The 24,227-nt window shown below is 49.3% G+C and carries 27 protein-coding genes and 2 pseudogenes; 9 read left to right on the forward strand and 20 right to left on the reverse strand.

Features of this window, described 5'->3' with window-relative positions; translation table 11 throughout:
- Positions 1–202 precede the first annotated feature (202 nt).
- Together FDX24_RS03665 and FDX24_RS03670 are read right to left on the reverse strand one after the other, a co-directional pair.
- Positions 203–502, reverse strand: a complete 300-nt coding sequence (locus FDX24_RS03665) for an AzlD family protein (protein ID WP_115643352.1) — start codon at positions 500–502, stop codon at positions 203–205.
- Positions 502–1,263 (reverse strand): AzlC family ABC transporter permease, encoded by a 762-nt coding sequence (locus FDX24_RS03670; RefSeq protein WP_172742926.1) that lies wholly within the window; start codon positions 1,261–1,263, stop codon positions 502–504. The genes FDX24_RS03665 and FDX24_RS03670 overlap by 1 nt, the downstream gene beginning before the upstream one ends.
- A 102-nt stretch (positions 1,264–1,365) precedes the next feature.
- On the opposite strand from FDX24_RS03670, the gene FDX24_RS03675 reads away from it, so the two are divergent.
- Together FDX24_RS03675 and uspE are read left to right on the forward strand one after the other, a co-directional pair.
- Entirely contained in the window at positions 1,366–2,739 is a 1,374-nt protein-coding gene (locus FDX24_RS03675; protein WP_115601991.1) for a PLP-dependent aminotransferase family protein, read from the forward strand.
- A 174-nt stretch (positions 2,740–2,913) separates the two neighbouring features.
- Positions 2,914–3,864, forward strand: coding sequence for a universal stress protein UspE (gene uspE / locus FDX24_RS03680; protein WP_005126626.1), 951 nt, complete (start codon positions 2,914–2,916; stop codon positions 3,862–3,864).
- A 48-nt stretch (positions 3,865–3,912) separates the two neighbouring features.
- Here uspE and FDX24_RS03685 read toward each other — a convergent pair whose 3' ends face one another.
- A complete protein-coding gene (locus tag FDX24_RS03685; protein WP_003020403.1) occupies positions 3,913–4,173 on the reverse strand; it encodes a DUF2534 family protein in 261 nt (86 codons plus the stop codon).
- A 245-nt stretch (positions 4,174–4,418) separates the two neighbouring features.
- Between FDX24_RS03685 and FDX24_RS03690 the strand changes: the two genes are divergently transcribed.
- Complete coding sequence (locus FDX24_RS03690; RefSeq protein WP_137363854.1) at positions 4,419–5,450, forward strand: mechanosensitive ion channel family protein; 1,032 nt, start codon at positions 4,419–4,421, stop codon at positions 5,448–5,450.
- A 22-nt stretch (positions 5,451–5,472) separates the two neighbouring features.
- On the opposite strand, the pseudogene FDX24_RS23610 reads toward FDX24_RS03690, so the two are convergent.
- The 4 genes and pseudogenes from FDX24_RS23610 to FDX24_RS03710 form a co-directional block, all read right to left on the reverse strand.
- A pseudogene (locus FDX24_RS23610) lies at positions 5,473–5,748 on the reverse strand (NAD(P)-dependent alcohol dehydrogenase); the annotation flags it as partial.
- A 109-nt stretch (positions 5,749–5,857) separates the two neighbouring features.
- Positions 5,858–6,265: a cupin domain-containing protein gene (locus FDX24_RS23615; protein ID WP_048211535.1), complete on the reverse strand. Its 408-nt coding sequence runs from the start codon at positions 6,263–6,265 to the stop codon at positions 5,858–5,860.
- 36 nt (positions 6,266–6,301) lie between these two features.
- Positions 6,302–6,763: a carboxymuconolactone decarboxylase family protein gene (locus FDX24_RS23620; protein ID WP_121584702.1), complete on the reverse strand. Its 462-nt coding sequence runs from the start codon at positions 6,761–6,763 to the stop codon at positions 6,302–6,304.
- 375 nt (positions 6,764–7,138) lie between these two features.
- Positions 7,139–7,522 carry a VOC family protein gene (locus tag FDX24_RS03710; RefSeq protein WP_048211533.1) on the reverse strand — a complete coding sequence of 128 codons (384 nt, stop codon included), beginning with the start codon at positions 7,520–7,522 and terminating at the stop codon, positions 7,139–7,141.
- Positions 7,523–7,640: 118 nt separating this feature from the next.
- On the opposite strand from FDX24_RS03710, the gene FDX24_RS03715 reads away from it, so the two are divergent.
- Positions 7,641–8,411, forward strand: coding sequence for a DeoR/GlpR family DNA-binding transcription regulator (locus FDX24_RS03715; RefSeq protein WP_137363855.1), 771 nt, complete (start codon positions 7,641–7,643; stop codon positions 8,409–8,411).
- Positions 8,412–8,439: 28 nt separating this feature from the next.
- Here FDX24_RS03715 and FDX24_RS03720 read toward each other — a convergent pair whose 3' ends face one another.
- Positions 8,440–8,709 (reverse strand): Rho-binding antiterminator, encoded by a 270-nt coding sequence (locus FDX24_RS03720; protein WP_040231149.1) that lies wholly within the window; start codon positions 8,707–8,709, stop codon positions 8,440–8,442.
- A 68-nt stretch (positions 8,710–8,777) separates the two neighbouring features.
- Positions 8,778–9,008 carry a glutaredoxin domain-containing protein gene (locus tag FDX24_RS03725; protein ID WP_048211530.1) on the reverse strand — a complete coding sequence of 77 codons (231 nt, stop codon included), beginning with the start codon at positions 9,006–9,008 and terminating at the stop codon, positions 8,778–8,780.
- Positions 9,009–9,123: 115 nt separating this feature from the next.
- Between FDX24_RS03725 and FDX24_RS03730 the strand changes: the two genes are divergently transcribed.
- Positions 9,124–9,687, forward strand: coding sequence for a MarR family winged helix-turn-helix transcriptional regulator (locus FDX24_RS03730; RefSeq protein WP_048211529.1), 564 nt, complete (start codon positions 9,124–9,126; stop codon positions 9,685–9,687).
- Positions 9,688–9,817: 130 nt separating this feature from the next.
- On the opposite strand, the gene FDX24_RS03735 is transcribed toward FDX24_RS03730, so the two are convergent.
- The gene (locus FDX24_RS03735; protein WP_137363856.1) at positions 9,818–10,399 is read right to left on the reverse strand and encodes a YrbL family protein; all 582 of its coding nucleotides are present in this window, start codon (positions 10,397–10,399) and stop codon (positions 9,818–9,820) included.
- 285 nt (positions 10,400–10,684) lie between these two features.
- On the opposite strand from FDX24_RS03735, the pseudogene FDX24_RS23625 reads away from it, so the two are divergent.
- Positions 10,685–10,796, forward strand: a pseudogene (locus FDX24_RS23625) (SOS response-associated peptidase); the annotation flags it as partial.
- A gap of 1,761 nt (positions 10,797–12,557) precedes the next feature.
- Here FDX24_RS23625 and mppA read toward each other — a convergent pair.
- Positions 12,558–14,171, reverse strand: coding sequence for a murein tripeptide ABC transporter substrate-binding protein MppA (mppA, locus tag FDX24_RS03750; protein ID WP_061067990.1), 1,614 nt, complete (start codon positions 14,169–14,171; stop codon positions 12,558–12,560).
- A 184-nt stretch (positions 14,172–14,355) separates the two neighbouring features.
- On the opposite strand from mppA, the gene mpaA reads away from it, so the two are divergent.
- Positions 14,356–15,063, forward strand: coding sequence for a murein tripeptide amidase MpaA (gene mpaA, locus FDX24_RS03755; protein ID WP_061067991.1), 708 nt, complete (start codon positions 14,356–14,358; stop codon positions 15,061–15,063).
- Here mpaA and ycjG read toward each other — a convergent pair.
- Positions 15,038–16,024, reverse strand: a complete 987-nt coding sequence (ycjG, locus tag FDX24_RS03760) for an L-Ala-D/L-Glu epimerase (protein WP_115601986.1) — start codon at positions 16,022–16,024, stop codon at positions 15,038–15,040. The two genes, mpaA and ycjG, sit on opposite strands and share 26 nt — an antisense overlap.
- Positions 16,025–16,139: 115 nt before the next feature.
- On the opposite strand from ycjG, the gene tpx reads away from it, so the two are divergent.
- On the forward strand, positions 16,140–16,646 hold the full coding sequence (gene tpx, locus FDX24_RS03765; protein WP_040230898.1) for a thiol peroxidase: 507 nt from the start codon (positions 16,140–16,142) through the stop codon (positions 16,644–16,646).
- Positions 16,647–16,698: 52 nt separating this feature from the next.
- On the opposite strand, the gene tyrR is transcribed toward tpx, so the two are convergent.
- The 8 genes from tyrR to pspA all read right to left on the reverse strand — a co-directional run bounded on the left by tyrR (position 16,699) and on the right by pspA (position 22,918).
- A complete protein-coding gene (gene tyrR / locus FDX24_RS03770) occupies positions 16,699–18,243 on the reverse strand; it encodes a transcriptional regulator TyrR (protein WP_061067993.1) in 1,545 nt (514 codons plus the stop codon).
- 146 nt (positions 18,244–18,389) lie between these two features.
- Positions 18,390–19,451 carry a YcjF family protein gene (locus FDX24_RS03775; protein WP_124021166.1) on the reverse strand — a complete coding sequence of 354 codons (1,062 nt, stop codon included), beginning with the start codon at positions 19,449–19,451 and terminating at the stop codon, positions 18,390–18,392.
- A complete protein-coding gene (locus FDX24_RS03780) occupies positions 19,448–20,845 on the reverse strand; it encodes a YcjX family protein (protein WP_048212579.1) in 1,398 nt (465 codons plus the stop codon). Before FDX24_RS03780 ends, FDX24_RS03775 begins: the two co-directional genes overlap by 4 nt.
- A gap of 142 nt (positions 20,846–20,987) precedes the next feature.
- A complete protein-coding gene (gene pspE / locus FDX24_RS03785; protein WP_101742271.1) occupies positions 20,988–21,305 on the reverse strand; it encodes a thiosulfate sulfurtransferase PspE in 318 nt (105 codons plus the stop codon).
- 76 nt (positions 21,306–21,381) lie between these two features.
- Positions 21,382–21,603 carry a phage shock protein PspD gene (pspD, locus tag FDX24_RS03790; RefSeq protein ID WP_040230893.1) on the reverse strand — a complete coding sequence of 74 codons (222 nt, stop codon included), beginning with the start codon at positions 21,601–21,603 and terminating at the stop codon, positions 21,382–21,384.
- Positions 21,604–21,611: 8 nt separating this feature from the next.
- The gene (gene pspC, locus FDX24_RS03795) at positions 21,612–21,971 is read right to left on the reverse strand and encodes an envelope stress response membrane protein PspC (protein WP_048211520.1); all 360 of its coding nucleotides are present in this window, start codon (positions 21,969–21,971) and stop codon (positions 21,612–21,614) included.
- The gene (gene pspB, locus FDX24_RS03800) at positions 21,971–22,195 is read right to left on the reverse strand and encodes an envelope stress response membrane protein PspB (RefSeq protein ID WP_048211519.1); all 225 of its coding nucleotides are present in this window, start codon (positions 22,193–22,195) and stop codon (positions 21,971–21,973) included. Before pspB ends, pspC begins: the two co-directional genes overlap by 1 nt.
- 54 nt (positions 22,196–22,249) lie before the next feature.
- On the reverse strand, positions 22,250–22,918 hold the full coding sequence (gene pspA, locus FDX24_RS03805) for a phage shock protein PspA (protein ID WP_003020532.1): 669 nt from the start codon (positions 22,916–22,918) through the stop codon (positions 22,250–22,252).
- A gap of 155 nt (positions 22,919–23,073) precedes the next feature.
- Here pspA and pspF point away from each other — a divergent pair, with 155 nt between their 5' ends.
- Positions 23,074–24,063 carry a phage shock protein operon transcriptional activator gene (pspF, locus tag FDX24_RS03810; RefSeq protein WP_170973048.1) on the forward strand — a complete coding sequence of 330 codons (990 nt, stop codon included), beginning with the start codon at positions 23,074–23,076 and terminating at the stop codon, positions 24,061–24,063.
- The last annotated feature ends 164 nt before the right edge of the window (positions 24,064–24,227 follow it).

Raw genomic sequence — 24,227 nt, forward strand, 5'->3', positions numbered from 1 at the left:
AGGCTCTTCTGCTCTGATTTAATTAAAATATAAACACTATAAGTGTACTCAATATAAATATTCCCATCATTAATGCTGTCACAATAACTACGGTTAAAAACTCTTTCCTGCCTGGTAGCATAAAAAGCCTCTGAGGTGATTCAATTTAATAACCAAACTATTCCATGGTCAGACATTTACTTCTGTAAATAATCCAATATTCTCAGCCGAGATAATGACGCAGGATAGCAGTGGTCAGCACACCAATAGCAACGGTGACAGGCATAGGAAAACGTAATGCGGCGATCAGTGTTAAACCTAATGCGATAAGATCGGCAGGGTTTCCGGACGCAAAATAAGGTGCGATAAATGCCAGCATGACGCATCCTGGCGATGATTTAAGAACGGCCATCGATCTGGGAGATAACACCCGGTTGCGCAATATCATGTACGACGCAATACGTGTCGCATAGGTGGTCAGAGCCATCAGGAGGATGGCGAACAGCGTTTGCTGGTCTGGCATTATTTATCCCCCTGCAACCATGCAACCACTAATCCCACCAACGGACCTGCCATGACATACCAAACACCGGGGACATAATGATAAACCGCAACCGCAACAATCAGGCTGGCAAACCACGGTATCGCTTTGCGAAAACCGCTCCACATGCCCCTGACAAGCACAAGGAATACAGCGGGAAAAGCCATATCAAAACCGTAGTGATGAACATCGCCAAGCACAGGGCCGATTAACGCGCCTAACGTGGTACAACCTACCCACATAATATAAAAAGAAAAAGAAGCGGCTAAATAATAAGGCATACTAAAATGAGGAACATTATTAATGCTTCTTTTATATGCATCACTATAACTTAACGCCCAACTTTCATCAGTCATAAAAAAAAGTGCAGGTAAAACTTTACGCTTAGAAAAACGCATCAACAGCGGAACAAGAGTTGCCCCCATCAGAATATGTCTGCTATTAACCAGGAATGTAACTGCCATAATAAGAAAAATATGGGGAGGTGAAGTCCAGATTTGTATTGCTGCAAATTCAGATCCACCAGCGAAATTTAATCCCGTCATTAGCGGAACAGCTAAACCATTGAGTCCTTTATGGCTGGCCTGGGCCCCCAAAACCAGAGCAAAAGGAATCACGCCAAGTAAAACGGGAAAACCGTCTTTCAACCCACGGACAACGTCTTTTCTAATACTATCAATAGCTGTCGGATCATCTGCAGATCCTGCGCCATCTATACTTTCACTCATACTTTTCACACTCATACCCGATGCCTGTTCTGACCCATTTTGATACTGGCGTCAGAATAGAATGCGTGACACTATTAGTAAATATAAATAGTGTCACATTACACTTATGGTGATCCGATGCGTGAGCGTTCTCCCTGGCAGCCAAGACTGTCCAGCAATGCGACATCTCCAACAGAACAATTAGTTGAGGCCCTGGCCGAAGATATCCTCTCAGGATCGCTTCAGCATGGCGCCCGCTTACCAGCCCACCGTAATTTAGCGGACACATTGGGTATCGGGCTTGGCACCGTAACGAAAGCCTATGGGATCCTTGAGAAACGTGGACTTGTCAGAAGTGTGAAAGGAAGCGGGATGTTTGTAGCACTAGCAAATTCGCGTGGTCAGACCGTCATCGATTTGTCGCAAAATACCCCCCCGGCTGCGCTAAGCTCGCGTTCACTCAGCGCGACACTTTCGGCAATCGCTCGCCGTCCGGATATGGACATGTTCAACACTTACGCGCCGGCAGCCGGCCATGACGAACACCGTCGCCTGATGGCTCGCTGGTTCAACAGGCTGGGAATGCCCGCTGATTATCGCCAACTCATTATTACCAGCGGAGCGCAACATGCGCTTTCAGTGGCGTTATCAACGGTATGCGAACCTTTTGGGACACTTTATGTGGAGGCGCAAACGTATTCCGGACTGATCCAACTTTCACGGCTGTTAAAACTGAGACTGGTTGGCATCCCGATGGATGACGAAGGGATGGATGTTTCAGTATTGGAGAAAATGCTGGATGCCAGCGATGACAAACGCAGTGCGGTATATGTCACTCCCCTGCTACAAAGCCCTTCGACGCGCATAATGAGTCTTGCCCGGCGAAAAGACCTGATACGCGTTTGCCGTGCAAACGCATTATTTATTATCGAAGATGATGTCTATCGACTCACCCGTAATATTGAACTCCCACAAATTGCCCGATTAGCACCGGATATCACTTTGTATGTAAATAGCTTATCTAAAATACTGAACCCCACGTTACGCATCGGCGGACTTCTGCTGCCTGAACAGCTATATTCCCGAGCTGAATCGATGCTCAGAGCAACGGCAATGATGGTTTCCCCGATAAGTTGCGCGATCATGGAGCAATGGTTACTTGATGGTACTGCGGAAACCGTAACCTCTGCGATAGAACACGAAACAGTTCGCCGCTATGAATTAGCCTTTTCTATTTTAGGTGAGCATCTTTATCGCTCCGGGCATCCCAGCTTTCACCTCTGGTTGCCACTGGCTCGCGAAAGCGTACAGCCGTTCTACGAAGCAGCCTTAGCGGCAGGGATCAAAGTTACCTCACCCGTATCAACAGAGGTCAACCCGTTATCCGAGCAGTCAGGTATCCGACTGTGCATTGGTGGGCCGGAGATCGAACAACTTCACCGGGCACTCTTAACTCTTAAAGAGATTGCCGGGCAGTTGAAACGTCCACGCGTCCAAACTTTTTCCGTGTAGCGCGCAAGCACAATAGAAACAACGGAAAATGGTTTAAATTGAGCGGGATGTGGGGAAAAGCTGGAGATTTCCCCAGTTTATTGATCTGGCAAGAGGTTCTCCCCTGTTTCAATCCACATTATTGGGTTACTCTTTTAAATACAAACTGCGGTGACAGTTGTAAGGAGACCCTGTATGGCTATGTATCAAAACATGCTGGTAGTCATCGATCCAAACCAGGACGATCAACCAGCATTACGGCGAGCTGTTTATTTGCATCAACGGATTGGTGGCAAAATTAAAGCCTTTTTGCCGATCTATGACTTTTCCTACGAGATGACCACCCTGCTGTCGCCGGACGAGCGTACGGCAATGCGTCAGGGGGTCATCAGCCAGCGAACTGCATGGATACGTGAACAAGCGAAATACTATATCGAAGCAGGGATCCCGCTTGATATTAAAGTGGTCTGGCACAACCGTCCCTTTGAAGCCATCATCCAGGAAGTGATCAGCGCTAAGCATGACCTGGTGCTCAAAATGGCACACCAACACGATCGCCTTGAAGCCGTAATTTTCACACCAACTGACTGGCATTTGTTGCGTAAATGTCCAAGCCCGGTATGGATGGTCAAAGATCAGCCGTGGCCGGAAGGTGGTAAAGCGCTGGTAGCGGTGAACCTCGCCAGTGAAGAGGCATATCACAATGCACTCAACGAAAAACTGGTCAAAGAAACGTTGCAGCTCGCAGAACAGGTTAACCATACCGAAGTACACCTGGTGGGCGCCTATCCTGTAACGCCTATCAACATTGCGATTGAGCTACCTGAATTTGATCCCAGCGTGTACAACGACGCCATCCGTGGACAACATCTGCTGGCCATGAAGGCATTACGCCAGAAATTCAGTATTGATGAAAAAGTTACACACGTTGAAAAAGGATTGCCTGAAGAGGTCATCCCGGATTTAGCTGAGCATCTACAGGCGGGTATCGTGGTACTCGGCACCGTTGGGCGCACCGGCATATCAGCTGCGTTTTTGGGGAATACCGCAGAACAGGTTATCGACCATCTGCGTTGCGACCTGCTGGTTATCAAACCGGATCAGTACCAGACCCCGGTTGAACTGGACGACGAAGAAGACGATTAACCCTGTAGCAAAATGCCGGATGGCGATGTCATCCGGCATGACATGTTCTTAGTGCTGCTCCTCGCCTCCGAGGAAATAGATACCGAGCGGAATAGCCAGCAAAATAGTAAAAACCATACTGTAGACGCAAATCATTGCGGATTGAATGGCATACATCGAAGCTGTCCAGTCGGAAAGCGGAATGTCATACTGTTCAATGACACCACCAATCGTCGCGCGCGTCACAACCGATGCCGCAATAATAAATACCCCAAGCAGACATAACAGAAACTTCCGTCCCTTCGCTGTCTTCAGCTTAGCCATGATCATAATATCGTCCTTATGCAGATGAATACCGTGTTACTTTGCAGCAACAATACCATGACATCAACTCACTGTCTGCTACATACGCCACACTCAAACTTGACATGCGCACTATTCGCCTGAAAATAACGCTGATTGTATTATTTCGCTCTCCTTTTGATGAATGTTCTGACAGCCTGAACTGGGTAAAATATCCGCTGATGAAGGATGTCAGATGATATTTAGCTAACACGGAGTGACCTGGGAGAATCATGATCGCTGAACTGTTTATAAATAATGCGTTTAATTTAACGGTAATTCTCAGCAGCTGTGCAGCGTTAGTCCTGATGAGCGTGTGGTTTCATCGTAGTGAAAAACACTGCAAAGGATTCATATTCCACGCAGCACAGTTTTTTGTTTATGCCATTATCATTGGTACGTTTGGCACTATTGCGAATAACGTCATCGATAGTTATAAGCTGAAATTTATCTCCCCAAGCGTGGTCGACTTTATCTGTGCCTCGTTGATTGCGTTGATCCTGACGATAAAACTCTTTCTGGTCATCAACCAGTTTGAAAAAACGCAGATTAGTAAGGGCAGAGATATCACCAGTGCGAGGATCATGTCACGCATCATTAAGATTACAATCGTCGTCGCCATCATCTTGCTGTACGGTGAGCATTTTGGCATGAGCCTGTCAGGGCTGTTAACGTTCGGCGGCATCGGCGGTATCGCTGTCGGTATGGCAGGTAAAGATATCCTGAGCAATTTTTTCTCTGGCATTATGCTCTACTTCGACAGGCCGTTTAGCATCGGTGACTGGATCCGCTCTCCGGACCGAAATATCGAAGGTACGGTAACGGAAATCGGCTGGAGAATGACCAAAATAAACACCTTCGACCACCGTCCGTTATACGTGCCGAACTCAATTTTCTCTTCCATCAGTGTAGAAAACCCGGGGCGGATGAGTAATCGACGAATCAAAACGGTGATCGGGTTACGTTATGAAGATGCTGATAAAATTGGCGCAGTTGTCGAGTCGGTCAGAAAAATGTTGCAAAATCATCCCGGAATAGATCAAAAACAAACCCTGCTGGTCTATTTTAATGAATTTGCCGATTCATCGCTGAATATCATGGTGTATTGCTTCACGAAAACCACCGTGTGGCAGGAGTGGCTTGCTGTACAACAAGATGTGTACTTGAGAATTATTACAATAGTTCAGGAAAACGGTGCTGACTTTGCGTTCCCCAGTCAGACGTTGTATATGGATAACGCCGAGGCACAACCTTCTGCCCACTAACCAAAATCAAGACGCGGATACCCGCGTCTTTCATCTGTTCGCTGTCTGCTGAAAGCACAACATCACTGCCCCCGGGCGTCTGGCATCAGCTTCTTTGCCTGGCGACCGCGTGAATAACGTAACATCAGCCCCCAATGCTCTTGATCGCCATGTGTCCCAGGCCACCCAACCCAACAACAGCGACTTTACTCCCCTGCCCAACCTGCCAGTGACGCAACGGCGACCATGTGGTGATACCGGCACACAACAACGGTGCAGCACCACGTAAGTCGATTCCTTCCGGCACCTTCACGACGAACAAAACTGTGCGGGACCAGATCTTCTTTCACCGCCAGCGCGGCATAACCCTTCACGTTCATGGCTATTTCGATCTCCTCAGAGATAAAGTGCACCTCAACCAGCATAGCTCAGGGCAACAGGTTGTACTCGGCGTCAGCGACCGGCTCCAGCCATTCATTCGATGCGCCTGCTACCGGGATTTCTACCGCAATATGGGCAAACCAGCTATCACGTGCAGCTCCGTGCCAGTGTTTCATTCCCGCCGGAATATGAACCACATCACCCGTTTTCAGTTCTCGCGCAGGTTGATTCCACGCCTGGTACCAGCCTCTGCCGCCAGTCACCAGCAGAATTTGACCGCCCTGATGATGAATGTGCCAAAAATTACGGCAGCCAGGTTCAAATGCAACGTTACCAATCACCACTCCTTCCATTGAAAGCATGGTCAGATAGCTGGTCCCGGTGAAGTACTTCGCATAGGCTTCATTTTTCTCTCCCCGGGGGAAGACGCTGTTGCCATCAAATTGTTCGTTCATCATGACTCCTGCTGGGGTATTAGCTAACGGAATTCCTTAAATACATTCATCAAGAACTGCACGGGCATTTTCTGCAATCTCAGCACCACAGTGCTGCTTAAGTAGCGCAGTAAACGCGATAAGTTGCTCAGGGCGGAACCCAACATTCAGGCTGATCGCGAAGTGACTTTTCAGTTGGCTGTTCACGCCGCCCAGTACGGCTAACGCAGAGACGGTTGCCAGTTCACGAGTCGGCCAGTCCAGCACATCGCGCTGAAAAATATCGCCAAACAGATGTGCTTTAAGCCAGGTATCAATGGCAGGGGCAAAATCAAACAGCGGACCGCTAACCGGCTGTCCAACCAGTTGGGTTTGCGTTTGGCTCCCCGCCAGCAGGCTGTTCCAGTCAACAGCTAACCCTGCATTAAGCGCTGCCTCCAGCTTATCTGGCTGTCCTGTGGCAGTGAATGCTGCAATGGGGACAACTGCCAGTTGTCTGGCATTCAAATGATTTGACATGTTCGATTCTCCGGGGAGGCGACAGTCTCTGCCGCCGAATGCTGAAAACGCAAAAATTATAGAGGCTCAGCGTATCGACGATTAGAGGGTTAAATAAGGACAAACCTATGAAGACAAGTCATGAATAGCGCTATTCACAATGTGGCAGTACAGCGCTGTCCGTCACATCCACTTGCGGTGCATCCAATTTCACGGGCCAGCGACTCATATGCTGGATAAACTCGACACATGAAAGATATTTTTTACGGCAGCCGAAACGCTGAAGTTCAGAGAGGCTGCCGCAACACTCGGTCTGGCCACCCAACAAATAACCCGAGGTATTACTGAACTACAGATCCTGCGCGGGCAATTTTGTCATCCGGCCTGATCTACGTATTACGCTACAATCTCGATTAAATTACCGTCGGGGTCCTGAATGACGGCCTCGTAATACCCGTCACCGGTGGTTCGTGGTCCGGAGACCAGGATGCCCTGTTCTTTTGCGCGTATAGCCAGAGCATCAACATGCCCCGCGCCACCAACAGAGAGAGCCAGATGCACCCATCCTGAAGTGTTATTGTCAGGTACAGGGTGGGTCAGTCCCGGTTTGGTCATTAACTCAATCGCAATGTCCTCACCAATGTTGACGAAATAAGATTCAAACCCGGGATTGGTTTTGCTGCAGTATTTTTCGTTTATCACACCATCAAAAAACGACACCCAGAATCGGGCTTGTCGTTCAAGATCCCGGGTCCATAAAGCCATGTGTGCAATTTTCATCGCGATCCTCTTATCGTTTACTCTGAACGGTACGCCCCCGTTAAGGGATATTGACATCCTGCATTATAATGCAGGATTATGCACGTTATTGCTCGATATTTATTTTTATGGAGTTCTCATGCTCGATTACGCTGCATTCCCGGATCAACGCCAGGCGCTTATCTATCAGATCCTGCAGGAAAACGGCAGAGTGATCTGTACTGAACTGGCCGTCCGTTTGGGGGTGTCAGAACATACGATCCGCCGCGATTTACATGAGTTGTGTAAAGAAGGTGTTTGCAAGAAAGTCTATGGCGGGGCTGTCATTTCACTACCAGAGTCAACTGACATCACAGTACGCAAGAATATTAATACCGCGAAAAAGAGCAGCATCGCGCAAAGATGTGCCCGGCTAGTGAAATCCGGAAGCTGTATTTTTATCGACACAGGAACAACCAACCTGGCAATGGCTGAAGCCCTTCCCGCTGAGCTGGCATTAACCGTCGTGACAAATTCACCTGATATTGCCGCCGTATTGCTGAAAAAACCGCTATTCGAGGTCATCATGTTAGGTGGGCCAGTGCAGCGATCGTCCGGTGGGTGCGTAGGTCCGACAGCCATTGCCCAGGTACAGGATATTTTATTTGATCAAGGTTTTATTGGTGGTTGTGCGATGGCACCGGAGTCCGGATTAACCGGGTTTGATTACGCCGATTGTGAGTTTAAAAAAGCGGTAATTAAGCAGTGTAACGAAACTATCGTCGCACTGACGGCGGATAAGATCCCTGCCGTCGCACGTTATGTTGTCACCGCCAGCAGTAACATTGATGTCATTGTCGTGGAGGAAAACATCAGCAAACAGTACGGCACCGCTTTTCAGGCGCATGACATCCGCATTTACACAGTATAACGGTGGCGCAGTCTTTTTACGTGTAAATTCAACGGAATATCACGGTGCTAAAAGTGGCGCCAGCCGTCAATGGGGTAATGGCTGACAGATAGTCCAGGCGAATTCTATGATGGTGTTCATGGCACTCCACAAGCAAGAATTCCTCTTTGTCTGCTGTGGTGCATGTCGTCACGGCCCTGGCATCAAAGTGTTCCCCAGTGGTCAGTTCAATGCGCAGCAAATAGTGATAAAGACAGGCAATCTCCAGATAGTCATGCAGATCGCAATCGACAGGATGGTACTTTTCTGCCGCACACATAAATCCCCCCTTCCCTATGTCCACGCCGGTTCGGGAAATAGCTCACGCGACTTCCCGAACATGCGACGCTATTTCAGCGCTTCGATAGGTGCGCCAAAGTTGATATGCAGCACATTACCGTCGATTACCAGAGCGGGAACAGACTTCACTCCGATTCGCTCCGCCTCTGCAACGTGATCGGGTTGTTCTCCCAAATGAATAACCTCGATTTCCACATCCGGGGACAGATACTGTAGCAGTGTTTCTTCTGCGGAAACGCAAACCGGGCAACCAGCATGATAAAAACGGGCTTTGGTCATGATACCTCTCCTTTAAATTGTAGTATCGAATCGATACTACAATTTATGCTACGCCAGTTTTATGCTTTGTCAATATAGTTTTTAGTCGATACTATATGCCGAGGAGGATTTTGTTATGCATGATATGTCGCTTTTTGACGTACTGGACCGACTGTCTGGTCTGACGCGGATGTGGTTTCGCCAGCATCCTTTACTGGCGGATCTTCAGCCAGTACAGCTCAGTGCGTTGATGTATCTCGCACGCTGTAACCGCTACTCCAATACGCCTCTCGCCGTGACGGACTACCTCGGTCTCACCAAAGGAACGGTGTCACAATCGCTAAAGTTGTTGGAATCAAAAGGACTGGTGGTACGCACGCAGGATGCCAGGGATAAGCGTAGCGTTCATCTGCAGCTCACCGAGTCGGCCAAAAATTTGCTGGATGCCCTGCTTCCCCCCTCATTTTTGATGACGGGCGAATCTGCGATGGGTGAACGCGCGGGTTTACTCAAGGAGCTACTCTTCGAACTTCTGCGGGGCATTCAGCGCACCAGTAATGTGCCGGGATTTGGTCTGTGCCAGAGCTGTCGGTTCCACCAAAAAGTAAATGGTCAGGGATTTTGTAATTTAACGAAAGAACCGTTGAGCGAGGATGATTCGATGTTAATTTGTCGGGAGCATCAGCCCCCGGACGTATGATCTTCTCTGTTATAGTGTCTTCATGTGGCCGGGTTGCCGCTTTCCAGGATAACCACTCGCTACAGGCATTTGACACGGCGATATTACGGTAGCCGCGTTCCCACGCCATATCGTCAACAATTTCTGCGGATTACGTATGTTGCAGGTGGTTCAGATCCCGTAGCATCCGCTTGAGACATTTGACTTTATTTTTATCGCGTATTGCCGCTGAAAACTTACTGAGCTGAAAAAACGTTTTGTCACCAAAACCATCAATGACTTTGAAACAATATTCCTGACGCGTGGCATCCCAGGCGTAGACGATGTTTTTACAATGCAGGGAGTTAATAATGACACCGGTACTGACAAACCACGCTAAAAAAACATTCAACTTCTGCAATTTGCAGGCATCAAGTTCTTTGTTCAGGGCAAGCTGATAAAGAGTTTGCGCGATGTGACCATGCTCATCACATTCCTTAACCGTGAGTTGCCCTATTCCTTTATTTGTTTCAACAAGTCCTTCAATTTTTTGCATATAAAATGCGTCGGTTTGGTGACTCAACTTACATTCTTTGATGTCCCGAAAGACCTCACGTAGCTTGCTTTTATATTTCGCAATGCCTGGAATCACGATTTTGACCAGCAGTTTACTATCCTGTGGATGCTGGAAGACGTAGCGATCGTTACCTCGTGCCAGCAAGTCTTCATCTTTCAATATAAGTATTTGTTTCATAATATTTTTTATTTTTACCCTACGTGAAATGGAGTTGCCTCAACGAAGAGTTGTCTCAGCCAAAAAATATTGTGTATCTGTCTATTTCAATGGTTGTTAAACAAATAGCGTATTCATCCAATAAATAACTTTTGTAGTGACGTACTGAAGCAAAGTAACGGTGGATGTGCAGCAGGTTGAACGCCAGGAGATACTGTTGGAGAAATCCACGCCAGCTTTGTTTTTTTGATGTTGTTAACGAAGGTAAACAGCGGAAGGTATTCAACTAAGCTTCATTCACCGTGACCTATGGTGCTGCCACCAGAGGCCGCTCGCGAATGGATGAGGCCGGATGTTGGAGGGGAAAGAAGCCGAGGACATTGCAGACGATGGTTTCGTGCCAGTTACAAAATTGATATGACAGGGCGTAAGACGTACAGGCAAGAATGTAAAAATTAGGGAGCCAAACTACGTTGCGTCAGATACCCAGATTAAACACTGCAAGGGAAAATCACTATGGATATCTTTCATACTAACTCCCAACAAATTGATTAAAAATCCACAGCAATACAATAATCATTATTTTCACATAAACCCAAAATCATTAACAATTCAGAGAGACGGTATCTGCCCATACTTCAACACTGTTCAAGAAATATAGATGACTCACTATGATGTTTATGCTCACCCTGTAGGTAATTTTTATACATCGTTGCAACATCAACACCGTAGATAACCGCTACCTGCGTTCTCTCCGCTGTGCGCCAGAAAACGACACCCGGACAATTAAAATTGAAACTCCTGCACGCCACAAATTTATCGTTCAGATGCCGGGAATCGTTTGTACAGAGTTGGTATTTCGACGTCAATAATGAGAATAACCCTGTAGCGAGTCACATTCATCGCTAACAATCTTCCGGTCGGTCCCCACTGTTCACAGGCCAGATTTGGCCGTAACCCCTCGTGCAGTACGAGGTTAAGGTACCAATGATTCAGGCGGAAACACTCTGCCGGCGCAGATGCCTGATCCCCAAAAGCATTGGTCCCAGAAGCGCAAAAGAGAAAACCAGAATAATCAGCTCAGGAAGCCAGAATGTAGAAATAATTATTAATACTATAATTTCCCAGTTGTGCAATTTTCCCGGTTTTTCGTACGTCATCAAGACATAAAATGTTGCAAAAAGACACAAAGCGAAAAGTGCGTAACAAATAGTAATCAAAAACATTCATAATCCTTTGTTTATAAGCTAGTAACTGCACTTACAAGTCAGAGCATGTCAACCCTGCGAAATATACAGCTTTTCCCTGCTGTTTAGTAGTCCCTTGAAACACCAGGAAATAGATGCCCGCGCAGAGAAGAAACAGGTTTAAGTATGTGTCTGGCACGGATACTAACGTTACGATAACTGGGCTCTGGTCAGGTTACTATGCCGATTACATAAGGCTTATCTGGAGAAAATCCCGATGATTCAACAGGTAATGGCGTCACTGTAGGTAGTGGGAATTTCTTGCAAAGTACCAACAAAGTTAATTCTAAGCCACATGCAATCCATATTGGTTTTTACACTGCAAATAACCATAGTCACAATCTGATAACCTGGCCAGATACCATCAGTAGCTTAATCAGACTAAAATCTAACCACATACATAAACACATGACATAATATTAATAAACATTAATTCATTGAGATTATGGCAATCATCGTCCATATCAGGGCCATGCCCCCCGGCAGTTTCGAATACCTTGCTCGCCAGTTAACGGTCCTTAAGTACTGTCGCCAGGGTTGCACGGCTGTTTTTTCTTCAAATATAACATCAGATTATGCAGGTTAATATAGCTGGACGTTCTTTGTTGGGTTTCGACAATATTTTGTTTATCCACAATGCACAAGCTTATTGCCCCGTTGCTTTCAGTCCCGTTTCATATTTTGCACCACCACTCTAATTATTAAACCTTATTTCGACAAGCACCGACAGTGTTCTTTATTGAAGAATACCATTTCATTAAGTTTAAATGACGGTATAAATCGAAATCTGCAGTATGAATAATTCATTAGATATATTTTTATCATTATTTTTAATGAGGTTGATACTGATTATCTGGAGATGCTGGCGCTGAAGTCAGCGCCAGTTCTGGTTTTGAAGTGGTTAACGAAGGTTAACAGGAGGACGTACGCAATTAGTGCTTAACAATATACATAGTGCGACTGTATGCCACATCCTCTGGGTTGGTAATCGGATACCCTTTCAGCCACGGTTTAATTAAACGTCCGTTGGTGTACTGATAAATCGGCGCAATAGGTGCCTGTTCCATCAGAATTTTCTCCGCAGCGTTATAATCAGCATTCCGCGCTTTCTCTGTATTTTCCAGAGTAGCCTGGGTCAACACTTTATCGTATGCCGGATTATTAAAGCGGGAGATATTGCCCGTATGGGTCGATGTTAATAATGACAGGAACGTAGAAGGCTCATTGTAGTCGCCCACCCAGGAGGCACGGATAACATCAAAGTTGCCGGTATTACGACTATCAATATAGGTTTTCCACTCCTGGTTCTGTAGCCTCACATCCACGCCAAGATTTTTCTTCCACATCGACGCGACTGCGATAGCAATCTTCTGATGGTTTTCAGAGGTGTTGTACAACAGCGTGAGTTTAAGCGGTTTCTGCGGACCATATCCCGCGGCACGCAGCAGCGTTTTCGCCTGGGCGTTAAGCTCTTCCTGACTCATTTGTTCAAACGGAGAAGGTTCCGGGATAAATCCTGCCGTCACATCCGGCGTAAAGTGCCAGGCGGGTTTTTCGCCAGTTCCTAATACTTTCTCCGCCATCAGACGACGATCGATAGTCATACTGAGCGCCAGACGCACGCGTGAATCGGCAGTCGGCCCTTTTTGCGTGTTAAATGCATAGTAATAAGTACCAAGCTGCGGCGGCGTATACACCTGGCCCGGAATATCCTTCAATAGCTTCTGATACATATTTTTCGGGAAGGACTCAGTAATATCAATATCGCCAGCAAGATAGCGTTTGGTCGCAGCAGACTCCTGGTTAATCGGCAGGAAAGTCACTTTTTGCAGCACCGTTTTGGCGTTGTCCCAATAATGTGTATTCGGCACAACTTCCAGTTTCTCGTTAACCACACGGTCTTTCAGCACATAGGCACCGTTACCGATAAGGTTGCCTGGCTTCGTCCACTCTTTACCGCTTTCGACATTGGTTTTTTGGACAGGATAAAACGCAAAGCTCGCTGTCAGGTTGGCAAACCAGGGTAGCGGTTTGTCCAACTGCACTTTGAAGGTATGCGCATCCACCGCGCTGACACCTAACTTATCGGGCGCGGCTTTGCCATCGATGATCGCCTGGGCATTGTTGATCCCTGCTAGCGCGGCAAACCAGGCAAACGGCGATAGTGTTTTCGGGTCAACCAGACGCTGCCAACTGTAGACAAAATCCTGTGCCGTTACCGGCGTGCCATCGGCCCATTGCGCATTATTGCGCAACGTAAACGTCCAGATACGGTTATCATTACTCTTCCACTGTGTGGCGACACCGGGAATAATCTCACCCTTTTCATTCTGGTTGACCAGCCCTTCGAATAAATCGCGAATAACCTGAATTTCTGGAAGCCCAACGGCTTTTGCCGGATCGAGTGACGCTGGCTCATCTTTTATGTGACGCACCAGTTCTTGCTTTTCTGCCAGTACCGTCCCGCTGGGAACATCAGCAGCCCAGGATAATGAAATGCTGCTAACCAACAGCGCACAACAGGTTACTGAAACAGAATGCTGCATAAGATACCCTCAATTCCGGCTACTAAGTGAATGTGTAATTATTTGTATCGCCAGCAGGAAATGCAATTAACTTCCGACAGGAAAGTGATTTTACACCTGAAAAGATAAGTGTGTGAAAACGATTTGATTATCCATACATTTTGCACAACACTGCGAGTAACTATCCCAGCATTCAGAGATGACTATGACCGTTACCCGCCCCCGTGCCGAGCGCGGCGCATTTCCGCCAGGAACCGAACATTACGGACGTTCACTATTGGGCGCGCCGCTAATCTGGTTCCCGGCACCGGCAGCCGATCGTGAAAGCGGCCTGATACTGGCGGGAACGCACGGCGACGAAAACTCCTCGGTCGTTACCCTTTCCTGCGCATTGCGTACGCTTAACCCCTCCCTGCGTCGCCATCATGTGGTGCTGGCGGTAAACCCTGACGGTTGCCAGTTGGGTCTGCGTGCAAATGCAAACGGCGTAGATCTTAACCGTAACTTTCCGGCGGCAAACTGGAAATCTGGTGAAACGGTATATCGCTGGAACAGCAGCGCAGAAGAGCGTGATGTGGTGTTATTGACTGGCGATCATCCGGGATCTGAGCCTGAGACCCAGGCACTATGCCAACTTATTCACCTCATTCATCCTGCATGGGTAGTTTCTTTCCACGATCCGCTGGCCTGTATTGAAGATCCCAGACACAGCGAATTAGGCGCGTGGCTGGCGCAGTCGTTCGAATTGCCGCTGGTAACCAGCGTCGGTTATGAAACGCCGGGCTCTTTTGGTAGCTGGTGCGCCGATCTAAACCTACATTGCATTACTGCAGAATTTCCGCCCATTTCATCGGATGAAGCGAGCGAAAAATACCTGCTGGCAATGTCTAATCTTTTGCGCTGGCATCCTTGAGATGAAGCTGTCCGGTTGTAAAATGCAAGGCAGGCTCCACGTCTCGGGCCAGCCACGTTGGGCCATCCAGATCGGCAAAGCTGACCTGTGGCGTAAGCGGCAATGCAGCGCCGATCGCCCTTGATGTACACAACATACAGCCCAACATGAGTGCAAATCCCTGCTCGCGGGCTTCGGTCGCCAGCGCCAGCGCTTCCGTCAGGCCGCCTGTTTTGTCGAGTTTGATATTGACCATTTCATAGCGTCCATGCAGCGCTTTCAGACTGCTGCGGGTATGGCAGCTTTCATCTGCACAGACAGGCAGCGGATGCACGAAATTCTCCAGCGCGGCATCATCATTAGCCGGCAGAGGCTGCTCCAGCATCGCAACGCCTAAATCCGCCATTAACTGGCAGCGTGCGGCCAGCCCTTCAGCACGCCAGGATTCATTAGCATCAACAATGATTGTCGCCTCAGGCACAGCCGCCCGGATCGCAACCATCCTTTCGCTGATTAAGTGTGCATCCAGTTTGACTTTCAGCAATCTGGCACCGTTATCCCATAGCGCAGTCGCGCTCGCCGCCATCTGCTCCGGCGTGCCGATCACGACGGTTTGCGCGGTCGTTACTGTTGCATCCAGTTCAGTACCAACGTAGTCGGCCAGAGACTGTTGTTGCTGACGCGCATTGAGATCCCAAAGCGCACAGTCAACGGCATTACGCGCCGCCCCCGCGGGCAGCAATGCCTGCAGCGCTTCACGCGTCACACCGTGTTCCAGTTGCGGCACAACACTCATGATTTGAGCCAGTACCGACGCATCGCTTTCGCCATAGCGAGGATAAGGCGTACATTCTCCAACGCCCTTTACACCATTCTCTTCCAGTTCAACCACCACCACATGCGCTTCGGTCCTGCTCCCGCGGGCAATCACAAAGGGAGTGTGTAACGGCCAGGCTTCCTCATACACCTTAACTGATCTCATTTGTTTTCCTTAATGCAGTCCCTGAAGCGGATATCCGCAAATAGCGTTTGCCGTGTTAACTGCTGATGGCATAAACTAGCCTTGACGTTAACTATATGTAAACAGGAAGATAACCATGTCACAAACCGTTCATTTCCAGGGCAACCCGGTTGCAGTTGCCGGCTCTATTCCTCAGGCTGGAAGCAAAGCCCAGGCTTTTACCCTTGTGGCTAAAGACCTGTCTGACGTTACGCTGGGCCAGTTCGCAGGCAAGCGCAAAGTGCTGAATATTTTCCCAAGCATCGATACCGGCGTGTGCGCGGCATCAGTACGTAAGTTTAACCAACTGGCGACAGAAATCGACAACACCGTCGTACTGTGCATTTCAGCCGATCTGCCATTCGCCCATTCTCGTTTTTGCGGCGCGGAAGGTCTGAGCAACGTTATCACGCTGTCCACCCTGCGTAACGCTGAATTCCTGAAAAACTACGGCGTTGAAATTGCCGAAGGTCCGCTGAAAGGTCTGGCTGCTCGTGCCGTTGTCGTTATCGACGAAAATGACAACATCGTGTTCAGCCAACTGGTCAATGAAATTACCAACGAGCCTGACTATGATGCAGCGTTGGCCGTGCTGAAAGCCTAAGTTGCCCTGAATACAAAAATGCCTCCGGATGGAGGCATTTTTATTTGCATCATTACTCTTCGTTTTTTTTCTGCTGACTCAGACCATACTCGCGTAACTTATTGGCAATCGCGGTATGTGAAACCCCCAGGCGTTTAGCCAGTTTACGCGTGCTGGGATAATTCATATAAAGCTGCGTCAACACGGAACGTTCAAAGCGGCTGGTGATCTCATCCAGCGACCCTTCCATCACTTCTTCTCCGACGGCAACTGTCGCTGCATCATAATCCGGCAATAAGATATCCTGCGGACGCAGTTCATAGCCCTCAAGCTGAGTTAACGCCCGATAGATAGCATTTTTAAGCTGACGCACATTGCCCGGCCAGCCGTAGCGGGTGAGCACCGTGCTGAGATCGGCAGACAACTTCGGACGCGGTACACCCTGCTCATCGGCAAAACGCGCCACAAACAGCTCTGTGAGTGGCATAATATCTTGTGGGCAATCGCGTAGCGGCGGCAGATTAAGCGTCAGGACATTCAGACGATAATAGAGATCCTCGCGGAAAAGACCTTTCTGCACCAGTTCCACCAGGTTCTTTTGCGTCGCGCAGATTACACGAACATCAACATGAACTTCATGATCTTCACCCACGCGACGGAACGTCCCGTCATTGAGGAAGCGCAGCAATTTCGTCTGCATGCGCGGCGACATTTCGCCAATCTCATCCAACAACACTGAACCGCCATTCGCCTGCTCGAAGAACCCTTTTTTACCTTCCGGGGCGTGACCAAACAGTTCGCTTTCTACCGCATCTTCAGGAATAGACGCGCAGTTCAGCGCCAGATAAGGTTTTGACGCACGTGGGCTCGCCAGATGGCAGGCATGCGCAAAGAGATCTTTGCCCGTACCGGTATTCCCGGTGATCAGCAGCGGCGCACTCAGCGTCGCCAACTTGCGCGCCTGTTCAACAACGTGTTTCATTTTGGCGCTTACGGCAATAATCTGGCTGAATGCGCTCAGATCCTGGGTAGTCATGTTTTGCAATTGACGGCCCATGCGGAGGGTAGAACGCAACATGACAACGGCACCGGTCAGCATTTGCTCCTGATTTTCGCCCTGCAAATGGACCGGCGTAATTTCCATCAGGAAGTTCTGTCCGTTTATCACCACATGTTCACTATGGGAATCCTGCGGATTACTTTCCAGCCAGCGCTGGAAGTTAAACCCATTGATGAGCTGTGCCGCCGTGTGGTTGCGCATCCGCTCCTGGGGATGGGCAAAAAGCTGGCAACTTGCCGGGTTTGCCATCTCCACTTTGCTTTTCATATCCAGAGAAAGAACGGGTTCAGGCAATGCTTCAAGCAACGCGCTAAGCGCCAGATGTTCGCGTTCGGAAGGCATCCAGGGCACGGTACGGACGTCCGTTACCCCTGCGATGCGGCGGATTTCAGCCATCAGGCTGCTGAAGTTAGTGAACTCCAGCTCCGCAAAATTAAGGTAAATTCGCCCGATGGGGTCAATCTCGATACCGCGTAAATCAATGCTTCTCAGCACCAGTAAATCGAGCAATTCGCGGGTCAGACCAAGACGGTCTTCACAAAAGACTTCCAAACGCATAGGAACCTTCACCTGGACAAGGGATTATGTATTAAATGATAAGCCAGTATTGGGTTAGCAGGAAGGACTCTGTCAACAAATATTGACAGCACGCTGGAAAATTGGGCGCCGGGGCGTAAAGTTATACGATCGGCACCCGTATTTACTCAACTTTCACGCGGGGATTTGTTCTTTTGTAAGGTCTCTTTCACCTGGCCGATCAACTGACGGCGGAAATCCCCCAGTCGCGGTTTATCATCATCAATCCACGGTAATGGACGGCACAGCTCCATCGCTTTAATCCCCAGACGCGCTGTTAACAAGCCCGCGCCAATACCCTGCGCGGCACGCGTGGATAACCGGGCCGCTAAATCCTGCGACATCCAGTCCATCCCCACTTCCCGCACCAACTCGCTGGCCCCGGCAAAAGCGATATTTAACAGTACCAGACGAAACAGGCGCAGGCGGCTGTAATAGCCGAGTTCGATGCCATACAGCGTAGCTATACGGTTAATCAACCGCAGATTTCGCCAGGCAATAAAAGCCATATCCACCAACGCTAACGGGCTGACGGCAATCATCAGCGTGGATTCCGCCGCAGAACGACTGATCTCACGTCGTGCTTGCGCATCCAGCACTGGCTGCACCAGGTGGGCATACAGGCTCACAACTTCCCGATCATTCTGCGTTTCATGGATAGAGGCATACCAGCGTTGTAGCGCAGGATGAGACTGATCGATACCCGCCTGCTGCGCCAGCTTTTCACAAAATGCGCGGCCTTTTCCGGTTCCATGGCTGTGGAGCAGATCACGCGCTTCATCACGCTCGTGTGCGCGTTGACGCAAACGCCACAGCCGACGCCACTCGGTTGCCACCGACCCAACGCCTGCGCCAATAATCAGCGCACCCGCAGCACAGCCCCCCAGCGCGACCCAGTCCTGAGTCTGCCAGGCGTTCATGGTCCACTGCACACCCTGAGCGACAACGCTTACGCCAAACAGTGCCAACCCGCCCATCACCATCTTGCGCCACAGACTGCGTTTAGGGCGAAGGGCCGCATCAATAACGGCTTCTGCCTGACCTTCGTCTTCCAGTGGTTCATCCACTGTCGCCGGAGAAAAAGTCTGCGCCTCCGTATCGTTGAACATTTGCTGTGCTTTAAATGCCGTGTTTGGTTCCACTTCCAGTGGACCTGAGAAATCGATACGCGGTTTTAACGGCTCGCTCATCGCAATTTATCTCCTATTAAAAACTCCAGCGCGGCATCCAGGCGAATATGCGGTAAGGGTTTATCTACATCCATGACCTGCGGGCGAAAGGCTTCAAACTGGAAACCCTGGCGATCCCAAAAAGCCTGGCCCGGTAAACGCGCTGGGACTTCTCCCGGATAGACGGTCAACGGCTCGCCGTCGCTCAGGCGATTGCCGCGCAACGCGGGGATCTTCTCGCCTTTCACATCAATCAGGCCGCTGGTGGTTGCCTGCACCGATGCCAGTCCCAGACAGTCCATACTGATGCCTTCAAACGCAGCATTTTGCCAGGCGTCCTGAATCAATTGCTGCAACAACGACACCATATTGGCATGTTGATCGACCGTAACGTGGTCGGCCTTGGTGGCAGCGAACAGCAACTTATCGATTACCGGCGAGAACAACCGGCGGAACAACGTGCGCTGACCATAATGAAAGCTTTGCATCAGTTGTGTCAGCGCCAGTCGCATATCGTTAAACGCCTGTGGTCCGCTGTTAAGCGGTTGCAGGCAATCGACCAGCACAATTTGGCGATCAAAGCGCAGGAAGTGATTCTTGTAGAACCCTTTCACGACCTTTTCGCAGTAGTAATTAAACCTGTCGCGTAACATACCTGCGTTGGTATGTTTATCCGCCTGTGCCAGTTTTGACTCACCAAAAGCATCAACATCCGGCCACGGGAAAAATTGCAGCGCAGGTGCGCCAGCCATGTCCCCCGGCAGCACAAAGCGCCCGGGCTGAATGAAATGCAATCCCTGCTGTTTGCACTGATGCAGATAATCTGTCCACGCCGCGGCGATTTCCGCCAGACGGTTTTCGTCAGCAGGCGCCAGCGGGTCAAGCCCCTCGCATAGCTGCCGCCATCTGGCCGACCATTCACCTCGCTGGCCCTGCAATAATCCGGTCATTTGCCGTGACCAGCCAAGGTAATCCTGGGCCAGCATCGGTAAATCGAGCAGCCACTCCCCCGGATAATCGACGATCTCCAGGTACAACGTGGACGTATCTTTAAAGTGACGCAGCAAAGAATCGTTGGATTTGTAGCGCAACGCCAGGCGAATTTCACTGACGCCACGCGTTGGCGTCGGCCAGGTAGGCGGAGAGCCATAAAGCTGCGCCAGTCCCTCATCATAGGTAAAGCGCGGAATACCAAAATCGCGCTGAGGAACCCGCTTTACGCCAAGCAGACGCTCTTCACGCACACAACTGAGCAACGGCAGGCGCGCACCGGCATGAATATTGAGTAACTGGTTTACCATTGCGGTAATAAACGCTGTTTTACCGCTGCGGCTAAGTCCGGTGACAGCCAGGCGCAGATGCCGATCTACGCCGCGATTAACCAGCGAGTTGAGTTCATTTTTAAGTCGCTTCATCGCCATCCCGTTATGCTGAAGGAACCGAAGAAATTATAACAAACAGGGAGCAAACATAAGGTTTAATACTGAGTTATCAACTCCCTGAAAGAAATCAGGCGACATCATTCATGTCGCCTTTAGCCAAAAGAAAGCATGCGGATTATTTATTCTCTACTTTAGGAAGATTAATCCCGCTAATACCGCCTTCGTTGGTTACCTGTGTATAGCCCATCCCGGTCAGCATATCTTTTGCCATCCCGGATTGACGACCTGAGTTGCAATACAACTTCACGGTGTCGGTCTTATCAGGGACTTCTGCCGCAATTCGTGCCTGCAAATCCTTTAAAGGGATGTTGATGGCCCCCTGAAGGTGTTCCTGCTGATATTGTTCAGGAACACGAACATCAATCCAGTGCTCGGCCGCAAATACCGGCATCCCGATGACCAGCGCTAGTGCGAATACTCCTTTTTTCAACATAGTATCGTTCCGTTAAATGATGGAAAGTCACCTAACACTATATACTTGATCTTAAGGAAATATTGCGAGCATGCTATCACTGGCCGTAGCGTTGGGAAATTTTCCTGGCAACCTTGCTCAATAATGGCTCCAGTACCAACACCAGCAACATTTTTAACGGACGGCGGGCCACTGATTTCACCGCCCACCCCGCAACACCTGCGGGGCCGTAGCGAAGCGCAGTCAAAAGTACCAGCTTGCCTGCTATTTTAAAGCCCGGCTTAACCCTTTGCCCGGCACGTTGCCAGCGATTATTCATTTCAATCCTCACAATTGACGGAAACGACTGCGCAATGTGAAGGTGTCCGATGTCACATAACGCTCCATTTCACGCAAACGCTTTTCACTCGCTGCCAGTTCACGATCGACGGAATCTAGCAGTTCCCCGCTTGATGGCTGTTGGTCGCCGGATACGACGTTGTCCGGCATTGGGTCCAGCACAAACGTCAACACGATATAGGCAACTACGGTGAAAAAGGCCAGACCAAAAAAGACTGACAGTACCACCAGGATCCTTACCAGCTTCACGGGGACATCAAGATAGTGCGCAATACCAGCACAGACCCCTTTAACCATGCCCTGCTGCGGGATACGCCACAGCTTTTTGTTCAGGTTAACGCCCCCCATTAGCGGTCCCTCCAGTTTGGATGTTCGGCATCAAGGATATCTTCCAGCGCCTGAATACGTTCACGCATACGCTGTGCATCATTGTTGAGCTCTACCAGACGTTGCTGATCGCTTTGCGACAGTTCACCACGGCTGGAACGATTGCTGTAATGCAGCCACAGCCAGATCGGCAAAACGAACAGCACAAAGATAGTTAACGGAATGGCCAGAAATAGCGCGCTCATGAGTACTCCTTACAGGTGATGAGCGGCGGCGCGTTCGGGCACCGCCAGATGTTATTATTGCTTGTCTTGCTGCATTTTGGCTTTAAGCTGCGCCAGCTGCTCGCTGATTTCATCATCTGCTTTCAGGTCAGCAAATTGCTGATCCAGAGATTTTTGCTTACCGAAGTTATGGCTTTCGGCTTCCGCTTCCATCTGATCAATACGGCGCTCAAAAGATTCGAAGCGGGCCATTGCTTCATCCAGTTTGCCGCTATCCAACTGACGACGGACATCACGAGAAGAACTCGCCGCCTGATGACGCAACATCAATGCCTGCTGACGAGCCCGGGTTTCACTGAGTTTATTTTCCAGCTCACCAATCTCTTTTTTCATCCGCGCCAGCGTATCGTCAACCAGCGTCACTTCATGCTCCAGAGAGGCAATTAAATCGGTCAGTTTCTGCTTTTCAATTAATGCAGAACGCGCCAGATCTTCTTTCTCTTTACGCAGCGCCAGCTCAGCTTTTTCTTGCCACTCCGCCTGCTGCGCACTGGCCTGTTCAATCCGGCGGGACAGCTGTTTTTTTTCTGCCAGTGCACGCGCTGAGTTAGATCGAACCTCAACCAGCGTGTCTTCCATTTCCTGAATCATCAACCGCACCAGTTTCTGCGGATCTTCGGCCTTTTCCAGCAACGCATTAATATTGGCGTTCACGATGTCGGCAAAACGAGAAAAAATACCCATAATGTAATCCTCACTTACTGTTCTGATATCGGGCAATGCCCTGCTGCTTCCATAATGCACTTGTCGTGCCAACTTTTTATATTATTGATTTTGAAGATAATATCTAATTTTACCTGACGAGATAATTAGGGTAAATTGGTGAATAACACTAACAAATGGTGAATTTCATCATGGCAGGATACAAAGATACTCTTCTGGGGGAAGCAAACAGCTTCATTGAAGTGCTGGAACAAGTCTCCCATCTGGCCCCCCTGGAAAAACCCGTGCTGGTTATCGGTGAGCGTGGCACAGGAAAAGAGTTAATCGCCAACCGTCTGCACTACCTTTCCACTCGTTGGCAAGGACCGTTTATTTCTCTTAATTGTGCGGCGCTGAACGAAAATTTACTCGATTCCGAACTCTTCGGCCATGAAGCTGGCGCTTTTACCGGAGCGCAAAAACGCCATCCTGGCCGCTTCGAGCGCGCCGACGGTGGCACACTTTTTCTTGATGAACTGGCAACCGCACCGATGTTGGTACAGGAGAAATTGCTGCGCGTTATTGAGTATGGAGAGCTCGAGCGCGTAGGCGGTAGCCAGCCGCTGCAGGTTAACGTGCGCCTGGTCTGTGCCACCAATGCCGACTTACCGAGAATGGTCAGTGAAGGTACTTTCCGCGCAGACCTGTTGGATAGACTGGCCTTTGATGTCGTGCAACTTCCACCTTTACGGGAGCGTAAAAGCGACATCATGTTGATGGCCGAACATTTTGCGATTCAAATGTGCCGCGAGATTGGATTACCGCTGTTTCCCGGTTTTAGCACACAAGCCAGAGAAACACTTCTCCACTATCGCTGGCCGGGCAATATCCGCGAATTGAAAAACGTTGTTGAACGCTCGGTATACCGCCATGGTACCAGCGATTATCCGCTGGACGAGGTAGTGATAGATCCGTTTAAGCACCACACTACAGACGTTCAGCAGCAGGAAACCCACTCTACAGCGGCAACGTTACCGCTGGATCTGCGCGCATTCCAGCAACAGCAAGAAAAGACGTTTCTGCAAAGCAGCCTACAACAGGCAAAATTTAACCAGAAAAAGGCCGCCGAACTGCTTGGGCTGACGTACCATCAGCTCCGCGCGTTGCTTAAAAAACACCAGATTTAACGATGCATTACCAACCGTTAAGCGCCTTCATGTGCAAAATCCTCCACAAAGCACATTGAAATAGTACCGTTTAACGGTTCCCACATATCATCAATCTTGCATAAGTTTCATACTGACCCCATAATGAATGAACGTTCATTCACACAATCACTACAAGGCGACCA

The organism is Citrobacter sp. wls716 (assembly GCF_005280975.1).
GTDB lineage: Bacteria > Pseudomonadota > Gammaproteobacteria > Enterobacterales > Enterobacteriaceae > Citrobacter > Citrobacter youngae.